The organism is Streptomyces sp. NPDC058662, from assembly GCF_042716255.1.
Classification (GTDB): domain Bacteria; phylum Actinomycetota; class Actinomycetes; order Streptomycetales; family Streptomycetaceae; genus Streptomyces.
The window spans coordinates 1-14,397 of sequence record NZ_JBHXRU010000129.1; the positions used below are offsets into that span (position 1 = coordinate 1).

Here is a 14,397-nt window from a genome sequence, read left to right on the forward strand (position 1 = left end):
TGGGGGGGGTCTCGCCCGCGGTCGGGGGGGGCGCGGGGGGGGTCGCCCCGCCCCCCCCCCGGGGGGGGGGCCCCGGGGCCCCCCCCCCCCCCGGCCCCGGCCCTTCGCCGCGTCCCCCGCCCGGCACGATCCGAACGAGACGCCCTAGGGGCGGCGGGGAGCGAAGCGGACGCGGCCGCCGACCTCCACCGTGCCGTCGGGGCCGGGGGCGGTGAGGATCTGCGAGCCCGCGCCCTGGGTGATGTTCAGGGCGCGGTTCAGCTGGGCCGTCAGCAGCATCGCCGCCGAGCCGGTGGCCTCGTCCTCCACGACGATCCCGTCGGGGCGGCGCGGGAAGCCCCGGGCGCGCACCCGGCCGGCGGTCTCGTCCTCCCAGGCCCAGGCGTAGAGCCAGCCCTCGCCGGGCGGCGGGGCGGGCAGCGCCTCGACCTCCGCGGCGCTCGCGTACTGCTCGGTGCGCTTGCCCTCGACCCAGTCGGCGCGGCCCGTGATCCAGGTGAACTCCCCGTCGTCACGGGCCCATACGGATCCCGCCGGCGGCTGGAGCTCCTCGATGTCCAGCAACCACGCGACCCCGACGAGCGGATGCCCCGCGAAGGACATCCGCGCCCCGGGGGTGCGGATGTCGATGACCCCGCGCTCGGGGTCGTCGACGAACACGGTCTCGCTGTAGCCCAGTTCGGCGGCCAGGGCCTGCCGCGACGCGTCGTCGGGGCAGGTCCGGCCGTCGCGCACGACGCCGAGGAGGTTGCCGTGGCTGCCGTCACCCGCGCAGAAGACCTTCAGGACATCGAGATCGTTCACGCGGGCATTGAAGCACGGCTCAGTTCTGGCCGGTGCGGCGGCGGCGCGCGAGGAACACCGCGCCCGCACCTGCCGCGACGACCGCGCCGGAGGCGGCGAGCAGGGCGCCGGCCGGGACCTCCGCGCCGGTGGCGGCGAGGTTGCCGCCGACGCTGCCGCCGCCCGACGTACCGCCCGTGGCCCCGCCCGTGGCCCCGCCCGTGGTTCCGGTGGTGGTGCCGCTCGTGGTTCCGGTGGTGGTGCCCGTGGTCGGGAGGGTGGCGTCCTTGTCCACCGCGACCGAGAGGGTCACCGGGTCGATCGCGTCGCCCGCCTTGTACATGGAGGCGTTGGCGCCGTTGGCGAAGGCGGCCGCGCCCTCGGCGGTGAAGACCGCCGGGACGGCGTTGAGCGCCAGGACGCCGCCCTTGGTCGTGTAGTCGGTCTTCGACAGGTCGAGCGTGGCGAAGGGGACGCCCGTCTTCGTGCCGGAGGCGTTGGTGACGTCCACGTACAGGGTGCCGGACGTGCCCGCGGCCTCCAGGCGGGGGTTGCCGAAGCCCATGTCGATGGTGTGGGCCGGGAACTGGAAGCGCAGGGCGCCCTGGAAGGAGACGGTCAGCTTCCGCTGGGCGGCGTCGAGCTCGCCCTTGGCGAGCGCGAAGTCGTAGAGCTCGCCGTTCTTGGCGGCGCCGCCGGACGGGGTGATGGTGCCGCCGCCCAGGACGTACCTGCGGAAGGACTCCTTCATGCCCCAGGTCAGCTTGGCGGCGGTGACCTGCTGCGCGCCGCCGGCCGGGAGGGTGGGCTTCGCCGTGGTGGGCGCCGGGTTCGTCGGGGTGGCCGTGGCCGTGGCTGTGGTGGTGGCCGTGGGGGTGGCGCTCGGCGTCGTGGTCGGCGTGGTGGTCGGGGTCGGGGTGGCCGTCGGGGTCGACGGCTTCTCGAACTCCAGCTTCACGGTGAGCGGGTCACCGGGCAGGTCCTTGTAGCGGGGGGAGCCGAGCGAGTCCGCCGCCTCCTGGGTGAGGGTGGTCGCGAGGTTCTCCATGGACCGGCCCCCGAAGGCCACGGTGGCCAGCGGGACGTCCTGGGTGGTCGCGCCGCCCTTGGTGACATCGGCGGTGATCTTCTTCGTGCCGGTGTCGATCCGGAAGTCCGAGAGCTTGACCTCGAAGCCGTGGCCGGCCGGCGGGGCGGGCGAGGCGAAGGTGACGCTGCCCGCGAAGGCGGCCTTCACCACGTTGCCGGCGGCCGGCTCGTACTGGCCGACGGGCGCACCGAGGCGCAGGGTGCCGTCGGCGTTCCGCGTGGCGCCGTCCGCGACGGTGATGGTGCCGTGGGCCGTGTTCACCACGTAGTTGCGGTAGTCGACGAGGATGCCCCAGTCGAGGGAGCCGCCGATGATCTTCACCGGCGCGGTCGGGCCGGCGTTCGCCGAGGCGGGCGTGATGGCCGCGGTGGCGGGGAGGACGAGGGCGGTGGCGCCGAGGGCGGCGGCCGTGAGGACGGCGGCCGCGAGGGCGATCGGGCGGCGGCTGACGGACGGCATGGTGGAGCTCCTGGGGAGACGAAGGGGGCGGGGTGTCCGGGGCGACGGCGCGGCGGTGCTACGGCGCGTCCGGGTCCCCGGGGGCGGGCGCGGGCGGGGTCGGGGGCCTCTCGGCGCCCCTCGCCTCCGCGCCGGTGGTCGGGGGGCCGCCGGCCGGGGCGTCGCCCGCCGTCGCGTCGCCGACGCGGGCCTGCGGCGCGGTATCCGCGGCCGGGGCGGCAGCCGGGGCCGGGGCCGGGGCGGCAGTCGGGGCCGGGGCCGGGGCGGCAGTCGGGGCCGGAGCCGGGGAGGCAGTCGGGGCCGGAGCCGGGGAGGCAGCCGGGGCAGCGGGCGGGGTGGCAACCGGGCTCGCAGCCGGGGCGGCACCCAAGCCCGCGGCCGGAGTCGGCGCCGGAGTCGCCGCCGGAGTCGTCGCCGGAGTCGTCGCCGGGGCGGCAACCGCAGTCGCGGCCGCCGTCGTGCGGCGCTTGCGCAGCACCAGGAAGGCGGCAACGCCGGCCAGGAGCAGTACGGCCGCGGCCGGCGCCGTCCATGGCCCGGTGTCGGAGGACTCCTCCGCCGTCGCCGCGGGGGCCGGCGCGGCGGACGCGGGCGCCTCGGCGGGCGGGGCCGTGGACCCCAGGTCGGGCAGGGCCGGCAGCCGGGCGGTGGTGTCGAGGGCCACCGCCAGCGAGACGGGATCCATCTCGGTGCCCGCCTTGTACATGGAGTTGAAGGCCTGCGAGCCGCCCTCGGTCAGGGTGGCCGGGGCTTCGGTGAGCGTGGCGAGCGCGCCCTCGGTCTTCAGCCCCTTGGCGTCGAACTCGACGAGCGGAACGGCGTTCTTGGTCTGGCCGCCCGCGGTGACGTCGGCGGACAGCACCCCCCTGCCGTTCTCCACCCTGACGCCCACCTTGGCGAGTGTCAGGTCCAGGTGGGCCCCGGTGAACCGGACGGTTCCGGCGAACGCGGCGTCCAGCGTTCCCTTCTCGCCGTCGTAGGCGCCCTTGCCCTGCGGGAAGCGGAACAGCGCGCCGCCGTCCTGGGCGCCCTCGGCGAGGATCCACTTGCCCTGGCCGATGGAACCGGTGACGTACTCGCGGAAGGTGCGGCGCACGCCCCAGTCGACGGCGGCGTCGGCGAAGGCGCCCTGGGCCTGCGGGGTTCCGGCGGACTGGCTCGGCGGCGTGCCCGGCGTTTCGGCGGGCTGCTCGGGCTGCTCGGCGGCCGGCGCCTTGACGTCGGCCGAGAGCGAGACCTTGTCGAGCTGCGCGCCCGCAGCGTAGTAGCCGGCGAAAGCCTGGGCGCCCTGCTCCGTCAGGGTGGCCGGGATGTTGCTGAGGACGATCGGGGTGGCGCCGCCCCGCATCTCGATGCCGCCGAGGCCGAGGGTGGCGAAGGGCACTTGGGACTGCTGGGTGACCTTGCCGCTGTCCTTGGCCTTGCTGGAGACGTCGACGTACAGGGTGCCGCGGCCGTCCGAGACCTTGACGGTGGGCCGGCTGACCGTCATGTCCAGGTCGTGGGACCCGTCGGGCTTCTGGTGGCCCCGGAAGGTCACCCCGCCGGAGAAGGAGGCGCTGAAGGCGCCCGAGTCCGGGTCGTACGAGCCCGCCGCCGAGTGGAAGCGGAACAGGCTGCCGCCGACCGTCGCGGCTCCGCTCCTCAGCGTGAAACCGCCTTTCGCGATGGGGCCGGTGACATAGCTCTGGAACGACGATTTGATGCCCCAGTCGAGCCGACCCCCCTGGACGGTGCGTTCGGCGGCCTGGGCGGCGGCGGCCGGGAACAGGGCACCCAGCAGGGCCGCCAGCAGGGCGACTGCCACAGCGCGGGCGGGTCTTGCGGACATGGCGGTCCCCTCCAGGGGCTAGCAAGCTAGGTTAGGCTAACCTAAACTACCCTCGGCCGAGTACGTAACCCCTCGGTCGTCGCAACCTCAGTCGGACGACCAGGACGGTGCCTTCGTGCCTACGCCCGCCGCGCCATCCCGCCTCCCCCGCCTCGGTCTTGCCGCGACCGCCCTGGTCGCCCTGGCGCTGACCGTGACGGGATGCGGGAGTACGGCCAACCCCGCGGGCACGCCCGCCCGTTCCGCCCCGGCCGCCCCGGACCGGGTGGAACCGCTGACTCCGGCGCCCGTGCCCGTCCTGCCCGTCACCGTGCCCTCGGCCGACGGGGTCCAGGTCACGGTCGCCTCGGCCGAGCGGGTCGTGCCGCTCACCGGCAGCCTCAACGAGATCGTGCACACCCTCGGACTCGGCGGGCAGGTGGTCGCCCGGGACATCACCGCCACCTTCGAACAGGCCGCCCGGCTGCCGGTGGTGACCCGGGGCCACGACGTCTCGGCGGAGAGCGTGCTGTCGCTGCGCCCGACGCTGGTGCTGGCCGAGACCACCAGCGGCCCCGCCGAAGCGGTCCAGCAGATCCGCGACGCCGGTGTCCCCGTCCTGGTCGTCGCCCCGGCCAAGGGGCTGGACGACGTACCGCGGCGGATCGACGCGGTCGCCGCCGCGCTCGGCGTCAAGGACGCCGGCACCAGGCTGAACGAGCGGACCGCCGAGCGGATCGCGGCCGCGCGCGAGAACGTCCCCGCGGCCGCGGGCAAGCCGCCCCGGGTGGCTTTCCTCTACCTGCGGGGCACCGCCTCCGTCTATCTGCTGGGCGGCTCGGACTCCGGCGCGGCCTCGCTGCTGGAGGCGGCCGGCGCGGTCGACACGGGCAAGGAGTCCGGCCTCGGCAAGGACTTCACCCCGATCACCAGCGAAGCCCTCGCGGCGGCCGCGCCCGACGCCATCCTCGTCATGTCGAAAGGGCTCGAATCGGTCGGCGGCGTCGACGGCCTGGTGAAGATCCCGGGCGTGGCCCAGACCCCGGCCGGAATGGACCGCCGGGTGGTCGCCATCGACGACGGCGTCCTGCTCAACTACGGCCCGCGCACGGACCAGGTACTCACCTCACTGGTCACCCAGCTCTACGGCGGGGGAGCCTGAGGTGACGCTCCCCTACGATCCCCCGCGTCCTGCCGCCGCCGGCCCGGTCGGCGATCCGACCGGAGCCCCGGACGCGGCCCCCGAACCGGCCGCGCCGCGAGCCCCCGCACTCGAACCGGCGGGCCCGACCGCGGAACGGGCCGCGGAGCCGGAGCCCGCCCCCGCGGCGGCGCGTCCGGAAGCGGCCGCGGAGCCGGCCCCCGGCGCGCCCGCGGCCGGGCGGTCCGGCCGCACCACCCTGCTGCTCACCACCGCCCTCGTCGCCGCCCTCCTCCTGCTCGCCCTGGTCTCCGCAGGCACCGGCGCGTACCGCATCCCCCTCGGGGACGTCCTCGCCTCCGTCCAGCACCGCGCCGGACTCGGCGGGGCCCCGCTCGACCGGGTCGGGGAGAGCGTGCTGTGGAACGTACGCCTGCCCCGCGTCGTGCTCGCCCTGCTCGTCGGCGCGGCCCTCGGCTGCGCCGGTGCGCTCATGCAGGGCGTCTTCGGCAATCCGCTCGCCGAGCCCGGCGTCATCGGGATCTCGGCCGGCGCCGCCGTCGGCGCGGTCGCGGCCATCGCGCTCGGACTCAGCTTCCTCGGCAACTGGACGATCACCGTCTGCGCGTTCGTCGCGGGCCTGATCACCGTCAGCGCCGTCTACCTGCTGTCACGCAGCGGCGGGCGGACCGAGGTCGTCACCCTCATCCTCACCGGCATCGCCGTCAACGCGTTCGCGGGCGCTCTGATCGGCCTGTTCGTCTTCTTCGCGGACAGCGGCCAGGTCAACCAGATCACCTTCTGGCAGCTGGGCTCCCTGGCCCAGGCCACCTGGCCCAAGGTCCTCGCCGTCCTGCCCTGCGCACTCGCCGGCCTGCTCGTCGCCCCCTTCTACGCCCGCCGGCTCGACCTGCTGGCGCTCGGCGAACGCCCCGCCCGCCACCTGGGCGTCGACGTCGAACGGCTGCGCCTCGCCCTGATCCTGGTCGTCGCGCTGCTCACCGCCGCCGCCGTCGCCGTGGCGGGCGTCATCGCCTTCATCGGTCTGCTGGTCCCGCACCTGCTGCGGATGGCCCACGGCCCCGGCCACCGCTTCCTGGTGCCGGGCAGCGCCCTCGCCGGCGCCGTCGTCCTGGTCGCGGGCGACCTGGCCGCGCGGACCCTCGCCCAGCCCGCCGAGCTCCCGCTCGGCGTACTGACCGCCCTGCTCGGCAGCCCCTTCTTCTTCTGGCTGCTGCGCCGGACCCGCCGCAAGCAAGGAGGCTGGGCGTGAGGAGCAGGCTGACCGGGCTGCTCGCCCGCAGGAGGCGTGTCGTCCCGGCCCGGCCCGCCCCCGGCGAGGTCCTCGCCGAGACGGTGGGCCTCCACGTCCGGCTCGGGCACCGCGAGGTGCTGGCGGGGATCGACCTGAGCGCCCGCGCCGGGGAGGTACTGGCGCTGGTCGGCCCCAACGGCGCCGGCAAGTCCACCCTGCTGGCCGCGCTCGCCGCCGACCTGCCGGCCGCGTCCGGTGAGATCCGGATCGGCGGCCGTCCGGTGGGCGACTGGAGCGCCCCCGAACTCGCCCTGCGCCGCGGTGTGCTGCCCCAGTCGGCCGCGCTGTCCTTTCCCTTCCCGGTCCAGGACGTCGTACGGATGGGCCGCGCGCCCTGGGCCGGCACGCCCTTCGCCGACACCGACGAGGAGGCGGTGGCCGCCGCCATGGCCGCCACGGAGGTCGCGCAGTTCGCCGCGCGCCCCTTCTCCGCCCTGTCCGGCGGCGAGCGCGCCCGGGTCGCGCTGGCCCGCGTACTGGCCCAACGGGCCCCCCTGCTGCTCCTCGACGAGCCCACCGCGGCCCTCGACCTGCGCCACCAGGAACTCGTGCTGCGCGTCTGCCGGGAGCGCGCCTCGGCCGGCGACGCGGTGGTCGTCGTCCTGCACGACCTCGGGCTCGCCGCCGCCTACGCGGACCGGGTCGCCGTCCTGCACGACGGCCGAATCGCCGCCGCCGGAGCGCCCGCCGAGGTGTTCGAGGACGAGCTGCTCAGCCGGGTCTACCGGCAGCCCGTCGAAGTGCTCCCGCACCCGCGCACCGGCGCCCCCCTCGTGGTGCCGGTACGGGCCGCCGAGGCCCGCGGCGCGCGGCCCGCCGCAGGGCGCGCAGGACCCGTTTGACCGCTGGTTGACCCGCTCATGGGGCGGAGTGTCAGGGGATCCGTACGCCGGTTCCGCCCACCCGCACCCGCGGGTCCCCCGCCCGCAGCTCCACGGTCAGGACGCCCGGCCGGCCCATGTCGTCGCCCTGGTGCAGGGTGAGCACGGCGTCCTGCGGGACCAGTCCGAGCTCCCGGGCGTACGCGCCGAAGGCGGCGGCGGCCGCTCCCGTGGCCGGGTCCTCCACGACCCCGCCGACCGGGAACGGGTCCCGGACGTGGAACCGGTCCGGGCCCGCCCGGTGCACCAGCTGGACCGTGGTGAGGTCGAGGCGCCGCATCAGCGCCTCCAGCCGCGCGAAGTCGTAGGCGAGATCCGCGAGCCGGGCCCGGGTGCGGGCGCCGAGCACCAGGTGCCGGGCTCCCGCGTAGGCGATCCGGGGCGGGAACGCCGGGTCGAGGTCCGCCGCCGGCCAGTCGAGGGCGGCGAGCGCCTCGGCGAGGTCGGCCGCCCCGATCTCCTCGGTGTGCGGCTCGACGCTGGTCAGCGTGGCCCGCAGGCCGCCGTCCTCGGTGCTGACGGACACCGGGACCGTCCCCGCCCGGGTGGACAGGAGCAGCTCGCCGGGTCCGATGCGCTCCCCCAGCGCCACGGCGGTGGCCACCGTGGCGTGCCCGCAGAACGGGACCTCCGCCTTGGGGCTGAAGTAGCGCACGGTGAAGGCGCGGCCGGGCTCGCCGCCCAGCCCCTCGGGCGGCGCGGTCAGGAACGCGGTCTCGCTGTACCCCAGTCCGGCGGCGATCCCCAGCATGGCGGCGTCGTCCAGCCCGGCCGCGTCGAGGACGACCCCCGCGGGGTTGCCGCCCTCGGGGTCGCGGGAGAAGGCGGTGTAGCGCAGCACCTCGGTGTCGGTCATGCGTTCATGATCCACGCGCCCGCGCCGCGCGGCAACGGGCTTCCCGCCCGGGCGGCGGGCCTCAGCCCCGGCCGATGTACGGCATGGAGGTGGCCATCACCGTGGCGAACTGCACGTTCGCCTCCAACGGCAGCTCGGCCATGTGCAGCACCGTGCGGGCGACGTCGACGGCGTCCATCACCGGCTCGGCCGCGAGCTGCCCGTTGGCCTGGAGGATGCCCTCCTGCATGCGTGCGGTCATCTCGGTCGCCGCGTTGCCGATGTCGATCTGGCCGCAGGCGATCCGGTACGGGCGCCCGTCGAGGGAGAGGGACTTCGTCAGGCCCGTCATGGCGTGCTTGGTGGCGGTGTAGGCGATGGAGTTCGGGCGGGGCACGTGCGCGGAGATCGATCCGTTGTTGATGATCCGGCCGCCCTGCGGGTCCTGCGCCTTCATCCGGCGGAACGCCGCCTGCGCGCACAGGAAGGCGCCCGTCAGGTTGACGTCCACCACCGAGCGCCAGGCCTCGTAGGCGATGTCCTCCAGCGGGACCCCGGCGGGCCCGAAGGTGCCCGCGTTGTTGAAGAGCAGGTCGAGGCGCCCGTACCGCTCCTGTACGGCCGCGAACAGCGCGTTCACGTCGTCCGGATCGCTCACGTCCGCCCGTACGGGCAGCACCTCCCCGGCGGCGCCGGCGGCCGCGGCGGCCCGCGCGGTCTCCTGCAGCGGTTCGGTCCGGCGGCCCGCCGCGGCCACGGCCCAGCCGGCCGCGGCCAGGGTCAGGGCCACTGAGCGGCCGATGCCGCTGCCGGCGCCGGTCACCACGGCGATCTTCTGCGTACCTGACGTCATGGGGCCGCAGGCTACGTCACAACGGACGTCCGCCCCCGGACGTTCCGATTGCTGAGAACATGGGTCGGTCACGGGTGCGTGAAGAAGACGAGCAGACGAGCAGAGTGGAGTCCCGCATGTCGGAGAGAGGCCCCGCGACGGCCGCCTCGCACGAGTCGTCGCCCGAATCGCCCTCCGCCCCCGGGACCACCGCCCCGACCCCGACCCTGACGGCGGCGCGCCGCACCGGCCTGCTCGTCACCCTCGTCCTCGGCGGGCTCACGGCCCTCCCGCCGCTGTCCATGGACATGTACCTGCCGGCCCTGCCGGAGGTCACCACCGCCCTGGACAGCCCGGCCGCCACCATTCAGCTCACCTTGACGGCCTGCCTCGCCGGCATGGCCCTGGGCCAGCTCGTCATCGGGCCGATGAGCGACAAGTGGGGCCGGCGGCGGCCCCTCCTCATCGGCATGGTCGTCTATGTCCTCGCCACCGCGATCTGCGCCCTCGCCCCCACCGCCGAACTGCTGATCGCCTTCCGGCTGCTCCAGGGCCTGGCGGGCGCGGCCGCGATCGTCATCGCCCGGGCCGTCGTGCGCGACCTGTACGACGGGGTCGAGATGGCACGTTTCTTCTCCACCCTGATGCTGATATCCGGCTCCGCCCCGATCATCGCCCCCCTCATCGGCGGCCAGGTGATGCGCTTCTCGGACTGGCGCGGGGTCTTCCTCGTCCTGACCGGCGTCGGCGTGGTCCTCACCCTGACGGTCTGGCGCACGCTCGGCGAGACCCTGCCGCCGGAGCGCCGGCAGACCGGCGGCGTCGGTGCCGCCCTGCGGACCATGCGCGGTCTGCTGGGCGACCGCGTGTTCGCCGGCTACACCCTGGCCGGCGGCTTCGCTTTCGCGGTGCTGTTCTCGTACATCTCGGCCTCCCCGTTCGTGGTGCAGGAGATCTACGGGGCCTCGCCGCAGACGTTCAGCCTCCTCTTCGGCCTCAACTCGGTCGGTCTGATCGTCGTCGGCCAGATCAACGGGAAGCTGCTGGTCGGCCGGGTCAGCCTGGACAAGGCGCTGGCCGTCGGACTCGCGGTCATCACGGCCGCCTCGGTGGCCCTGCTGCTGATGTCGACGGGCGTCTTCGGGGAGGTCGGCCTGGTCCCGGTCTCCGCCGGACTGTTCGTGCTGATGTCCGCGATGGGTCTCGTGCTGCCGAACACCAACGCGCAGGCGCTGATGCGGACCCCGTACGCGGCCGGTTCGGCCTCGGCGCTGCTGGGCACCTCCTCCTTCCTGGTCGGGGCCGTCGCCTCGCCGCTGGTGGGCATCGCGGGCGAGGACACGGCGGTACCGATGGCCGTGGTGCAGCTGGCGTGCTCCCTGCTGTCGGTGGGCTGCTTCCTCGGCCTGTGCCGCCCCTGGCAGAACTCCGGGCCGGCTCAGGCCGTCCCCGTCCCGGCGAGCGGGCAGCTCCCCGGGGCGCCGTAAACTTCGCTGGTGAACGCCTCCGCCCCCACCACCCCCGAGACCCTCCGCAGCACGCTCGGCGGGCTGCTCGACGGCCTCCCGCCCAAGCAGGCCGCGGCCGCCGTCGAGCGGCTCATCGCCAGCTACCGGGGACAGACCCCCACCGACGCGCCCGTCCTGCGCGACCGCTCCGACGTGGCGGCGTACGCGGCGTACCGGATGCCGGCCACCTTCGAGGCCGTACGGGCCGCCCTGGACGGCCTCGCGGCCGCGGCGCCCGGCTGGTCGCCGGCCTCCCACGTGGACGTCGGGGGTGGTACGGGCGCGGCGACCTGGGCCGTGGACGCCACCTGGGACGGCCCGCGCGAGACCACGGTGCTGGACTGGGCGGAACCGGCCCTGGCCCTGGGCCGGGAGCTGGCGGACGCCTCCGGCTCGCCCGCGCTGCGCGCGGCGCGGTGGCAGCGGGCGGTCATCGGGACCGGACTGGCGCTTCCCGACGCCGACCTCGTGACGGTCTCGTACGTCCTCGGCGAACTGACCCCGCAGGCCCGCCGGGCGGTCGTCGCCGAGGCGGCCCGCGCCGGCCGGGCCGTGGTACTCGTCGAGCCGGGCACCCCGGAGGGCTACCTGCGTGTCCGCGCCGCCCGCGAGCAGCTGATCGAGGCCGGGCTGCGGGTCGCCGCCCCCTGCCCGCACGACGGGACCTGCCCGATCGAGGTCGGACAGGACTGGTGCCACTTCTCGGCGCGGGTCAGCCGCTCGTCCCTGCACCGGAAGGTCAAGGGCGGGTCCCTGGCGTACGAGGACGAGAAGTTCAGCTACGTGGCCGCGGCCCGCTTCCCGGTGGAGCCGGCCGCCTTCCGGATCACGCGCAGGCCGCAGATCCGCAAGGGGCTCGTCCAGCTGGAGCTCTGCGGCCCGCAGGAGGGGGGCGCCGACGGCGCCGCCGCGCCCGCCTCCTCCCCCGGCGGCCTGACCCGGGCCACCGTGACCAAGCGCCACGGTGACCTCTACAAGGCGGCGCGGGACGCCGACTGGGGCCAGGAGTGGCCGCCGGCTCCGTAACCCCGGCGGAGCGCCGCGCCGCTCGTCGGTCACGGCACTAGGCGCGCCGCTCGGCCGGGCGCAGCTCCTGGGTGCAGCACTTCACGCTGCCGCCGCCCTTGAGCAGCTCCCCCAGGTCCATCGGGATCGGCTCGAAACCGCGGTCCCGCAGGGGAGCCAGCAGCCCGGTGGCCGCCTGCGGGAGGAGCACGTGCCGGCCGTCGGAGACCGCGTTGAGGCCGAGGGCGGCCGCGTCCGCGCTCTCGGCGATCAGCGCGTCCGGGAAGAGCCGGGCCAGGACCGCGCGGCTGCCGGGCGAGAAGGCCGGCGGGTAGTACATGACCTCGTCGCCGTCCAGGACGCTGAGCGCGGTGTCCAGGTGGTAGTACCGCGGGTCCACCAGGTCGAGGCCGATGACGGGGCGGCCGAAGAACTCCTGCGCCTCGTCGTGCGAGAGCGGGCTGGAGCGGAAGCCCCGGCCGGCCAGGATGTAGGTGGCGGTGACGGCGAAGTCGCCCTCGCCCTCGTTGACGTGGGACGGCTCGTGGACGTCCTGGAAGCCGTGGCCGCGGAACCAGTCGAGGTGGATCCCGGCCTCGGGGGCGCGTTCGGGGTGGGCGAACCGGGCGCCGAGCACCCGGCCGTCGACGACCAGGGCCCCGTTCGCCGCGAAGACCATGTCGGGGAGCGCGGGGTCCGGTACGAGGGTCTCGACGGTGTGGCCGAGGGCGCGGTAGCGGTCCCTCAGGTCCTCCCACTGGGCGTGTGCGAGGGGCAGGTCCACCGGTTTCGTGGGATCCATCCACGGATTGATGGAGTACGTGACCTTGAAGTGCGCGGGTGGGCACATCAGGTAGCGCCGGGGTGTGGCGTCTCTGCGCAAAGAAGGCTCCTCACGACTTGCACGGCTCACGACGAGTGCCGGGTGCCGAGTGTGGAAAGAATCGTCTCTCCTCGGAGGAGACCGCGCAGTGAACTGATCGGGTGGTTTACCGGATCGAGAGAAGTCGGCCCGAAGTAGACGTCGCGGAGCAGACGCCGAGGGGCAGACGTCGCGGAGCAGAGGTCGTCGGCGCGGACGCCCCGCGGGAGACGCACCGGAAGCGACCGCAAGGAGACGATACGTCTCGCATTGGTATCTTCGGAGGATGACGAAGACCCCTGACGCCACGCGCCGCAGCGACCGCTCCCGGCGGGCCATCCTCGACGCCGCCCTCGCCCTCGTCGGGGAGGTCGGCTACAACAAGCTGACCATCGAGGCCATCGCGGCCCGCGCCGGAGTCGGCAAGCAGACCATCTACCGCTGGTGGCCCTCGAAGGCGGCCGTCCTCCTCGACGCCTCGCTGGCGCTCGCCGGGGACGCGGAGGCCGACGGCGAATGGAGCGGCTTCCCCGACACCGGGGACCTCGCCGCGGACCTGAAGCTCGTCCTGCGGGCGACCGTGGACGAGTTCAACGACGAGCGGTACGAGGCCCCCGCGCGCGCCCTGACGGCGGCCGGGGCGACCGACGCCGAGCTCGGCGCCCGCTTCACCGAACAGCTGCTGGAGCCTCAGCTCGCCCTGTACGAGCAGCGGCTGCGCACCGCTCGGGAGGCCGGGCAACTGACCGCGGACACGGACCTGCGGCTGACGGTGGAGATGCTGCTGGGCCCGCTGACGTACCGCTGGCTGCTGCGGACGGCGCCGCTCACGCACGCGTACACCGACGCCCTGGTGGACCGGGTGCTGGGCGGGGTGGCCAACGTCACCGCCCGCTGACCGGTCCGCCGCCCGGCCGGCAGGGCCGCCAGGCGCGGTCATATGTGTGGAATGTCAGAGTATGCAAGGCTCTCCCGACCGCCGCGGTGAACCCCCCGGTCTCCGAGAGCGGTCACCCGGGGCGCAGGATGGTGGGAGCATGGTGCGGTCTGCCGGGGCAACGGTGAGGTGAGGGGATGTATGGGGTCTGAGTCCGGCCGCGTCGAACGCGGCGAGCAGAGCAGGATCTCCCAGTGGCTGCGCCGGCGGCAGAAACCCACCGCCGCCGACCCCGGACAGGAGCGCGAGGCGCTCCTCCTGGCCGTCGCGGCCGCCGGTCTGCCGCTCGCCCCCGCCGCCCACCCCAGCGCCTACCGGTGCTCGTGCGACCGGATCGGCTGCCCGACCCCCGCGCGGCACCCGATCTCCTTCGCCTGGCAGACGCAGTCCACCACGGACCGCGCGCAGGTCGAACGGTGGGCGCGCAACCAGCCGCAGGCGAACTTCATCACCGCGACGGGCATGGTCCACGACGTGCTCGACGTCCCGCTCGAAGCCGGTACGGCGGCCCTCGCCCGGCTCCTGCAGGCCGGCATCGACGTCGGCCCCGTCGCCGAGTCCGGCGGCACCGGGGACCAGGCCCGGATGCTGTTCTTCACGGCCACCCGCGGCACTCCCGAGGACGAGGACGAGTGGTGGCCCTGCGAACTGGACTGCCACCCCGAGACCATGGACGAGCACCCGGGCCTGCGCTGGCACTGCCGGGGCAGCTACGTCCTCGTCCCGCCGGCAGCCCTGCCCGGCGACCACGCGGTGACCTGGCTGCGCGGCATGGAACACCCCCTCCCGGACCCCCTCACCCTGCTGGAAACCCTCACGGACGCCTGCGCCCGCTACGCGGGAACCTCGGCCCAAACCCCCGCAACAGTCGCCTGGCCCCTGGGCCGCTGACCCCTTCCGCCCGCACCCCGGCACCCCAGCCCCGCCGGCGCTTGAGGC

Annotated in this window: 12 protein-coding genes and 1 pseudogene; 7 read left to right on the forward strand and 6 right to left on the reverse strand. The window is 75.0% G+C overall.

Annotated elements, in window-relative coordinates:
* Positions 1 to 144 precede the first annotated feature (144 nt).
* The 3 genes and pseudogenes from ACFWUQ_RS28635 to ACFWUQ_RS28645 all read right to left on the reverse strand — a co-directional run.
* On the reverse strand, positions 145 to 804 hold the full coding sequence (locus ACFWUQ_RS28635; protein WP_384543780.1) for a PhzF family phenazine biosynthesis protein: 660 nt from the start codon (positions 802 to 804) through the stop codon (positions 145 to 147).
* 19 nt (positions 805 to 823) lie between these two features.
* Complete coding sequence (locus tag ACFWUQ_RS28640) at positions 824 to 2,332, reverse strand: HtaA domain-containing protein (protein ID WP_384543782.1); 1,509 nt, start codon at positions 2,330 to 2,332, stop codon at positions 824 to 826.
* 406 nt (positions 2,333 to 2,738) lie between these two features.
* A pseudogene (locus tag ACFWUQ_RS28645) lies at positions 2,739 to 4,163 on the reverse strand (HtaA domain-containing protein); the annotation flags it as partial.
* Between the two features lie 115 nt (positions 4,164 to 4,278).
* Here ACFWUQ_RS28645 and ACFWUQ_RS28650 point away from each other — a divergent pair.
* The 3 genes from ACFWUQ_RS28650 to ACFWUQ_RS28660 are packed head-to-tail and all read left to right on the forward strand — an operon-like array spanning position 4,279 to position 7,440.
* On the forward strand, positions 4,279 to 5,304 hold the full coding sequence (locus ACFWUQ_RS28650) for a hemin ABC transporter substrate-binding protein (protein ID WP_384543784.1): 1,026 nt from the start codon (positions 4,279 to 4,281) through the stop codon (positions 5,302 to 5,304).
* 1 nt (position 5,305) lies between these two features.
* Positions 5,306 to 6,556, forward strand: coding sequence for a FecCD family ABC transporter permease (locus tag ACFWUQ_RS28655; protein WP_384543786.1), 1,251 nt, complete (start codon positions 5,306 to 5,308; stop codon positions 6,554 to 6,556).
* Between the two features lie 17 nt (positions 6,557 to 6,573).
* A complete protein-coding gene (locus ACFWUQ_RS28660; RefSeq protein ID WP_384543802.1) occupies positions 6,574 to 7,440 on the forward strand; it encodes a heme ABC transporter ATP-binding protein in 867 nt (288 codons plus the stop codon).
* Between the two features lie 31 nt (positions 7,441 to 7,471).
* Here the strand turns inward: ACFWUQ_RS28660 and ACFWUQ_RS28665 are convergent, their stop codons facing one another.
* Positions 7,472 to 8,335, reverse strand: coding sequence for a PhzF family phenazine biosynthesis protein (locus ACFWUQ_RS28665; protein WP_384543788.1), 864 nt, complete (start codon positions 8,333 to 8,335; stop codon positions 7,472 to 7,474).
* Positions 8,336 to 8,396: 61 nt separating this feature from the next.
* Entirely contained in the window at positions 8,397 to 9,167 is a 771-nt protein-coding gene (locus ACFWUQ_RS28670; protein WP_384543790.1) for an SDR family oxidoreductase, read from the reverse strand.
* A gap of 116 nt (positions 9,168 to 9,283) precedes the next feature.
* On the opposite strand from ACFWUQ_RS28670, the gene ACFWUQ_RS28675 reads away from it, so the two are divergent.
* The gene (locus ACFWUQ_RS28675; RefSeq protein ID WP_384543792.1) at positions 9,284 to 10,633 is read left to right on the forward strand and encodes a Bcr/CflA family multidrug efflux MFS transporter; all 1,350 of its coding nucleotides are present in this window, start codon (positions 9,284 to 9,286) and stop codon (positions 10,631 to 10,633) included.
* Positions 10,634 to 10,642: 9 nt separating this feature from the next.
* A complete protein-coding gene (locus tag ACFWUQ_RS28680; protein ID WP_384543794.1) occupies positions 10,643 to 11,680 on the forward strand; it encodes a small ribosomal subunit Rsm22 family protein in 1,038 nt (345 codons plus the stop codon).
* Positions 11,681 to 11,717: 37 nt separating this feature from the next.
* Here ACFWUQ_RS28680 and ddaH read toward each other — a convergent pair whose 3' ends face one another.
* Complete coding sequence (ddaH, locus tag ACFWUQ_RS28685; RefSeq protein WP_384543796.1) at positions 11,718 to 12,572, reverse strand: dimethylargininase; 855 nt, start codon at positions 12,570 to 12,572, stop codon at positions 11,718 to 11,720.
* Between the two features lie 235 nt (positions 12,573 to 12,807).
* Here ddaH and ACFWUQ_RS28690 point away from each other — a divergent pair, with 235 nt between their 5' ends.
* Together ACFWUQ_RS28690 and ACFWUQ_RS28695 are read left to right on the forward strand one after the other, a co-directional pair.
* Positions 12,808 to 13,419 carry a TetR/AcrR family transcriptional regulator gene (locus tag ACFWUQ_RS28690; protein ID WP_384543798.1) on the forward strand — a complete coding sequence of 204 codons (612 nt, stop codon included), beginning with the start codon at positions 12,808 to 12,810 and terminating at the stop codon, positions 13,417 to 13,419.
* 180 nt (positions 13,420 to 13,599) lie between these two features.
* A complete protein-coding gene (locus ACFWUQ_RS28695) occupies positions 13,600 to 14,349 on the forward strand; it encodes a bifunctional DNA primase/polymerase (protein WP_384543800.1) in 750 nt (249 codons plus the stop codon).
* The last annotated feature ends 48 nt before the right edge of the window (positions 14,350 to 14,397 follow it).

Coding starts and splice junctions, on each gene's coding strand:
- ACFWUQ_RS28640 (WP_384543782.1), bottom strand. CDS start 2,332: ATGCCGTCCGTCAGCCGCCGCCCGATCGCCCTCGCGGCCGCCGTCCTC.
- ACFWUQ_RS28665 (WP_384543788.1), bottom strand. CDS start 8,335: ATGACCGACACCGAGGTGCTGCGCTACACCGCCTTCTCCCGCGACCCC.
- ACFWUQ_RS28670 (WP_384543790.1), bottom strand. CDS start 9,167: ATGACGTCAGGTACGCAGAAGATCGCCGTGGTGACCGGCGCCGGCAGC.
- ACFWUQ_RS28675 (WP_384543792.1), top strand. CDS start 9,284: ATGTCGGAGAGAGGCCCCGCGACGGCCGCCTCGCACGAGTCGTCGCCC.
- ACFWUQ_RS28690 (WP_384543798.1), top strand. CDS start 12,808: ATGACGAAGACCCCTGACGCCACGCGCCGCAGCGACCGCTCCCGGCGG.
- ACFWUQ_RS28695 (WP_384543800.1), top strand. CDS start 13,600: ATGGGGTCTGAGTCCGGCCGCGTCGAACGCGGCGAGCAGAGCAGGATC.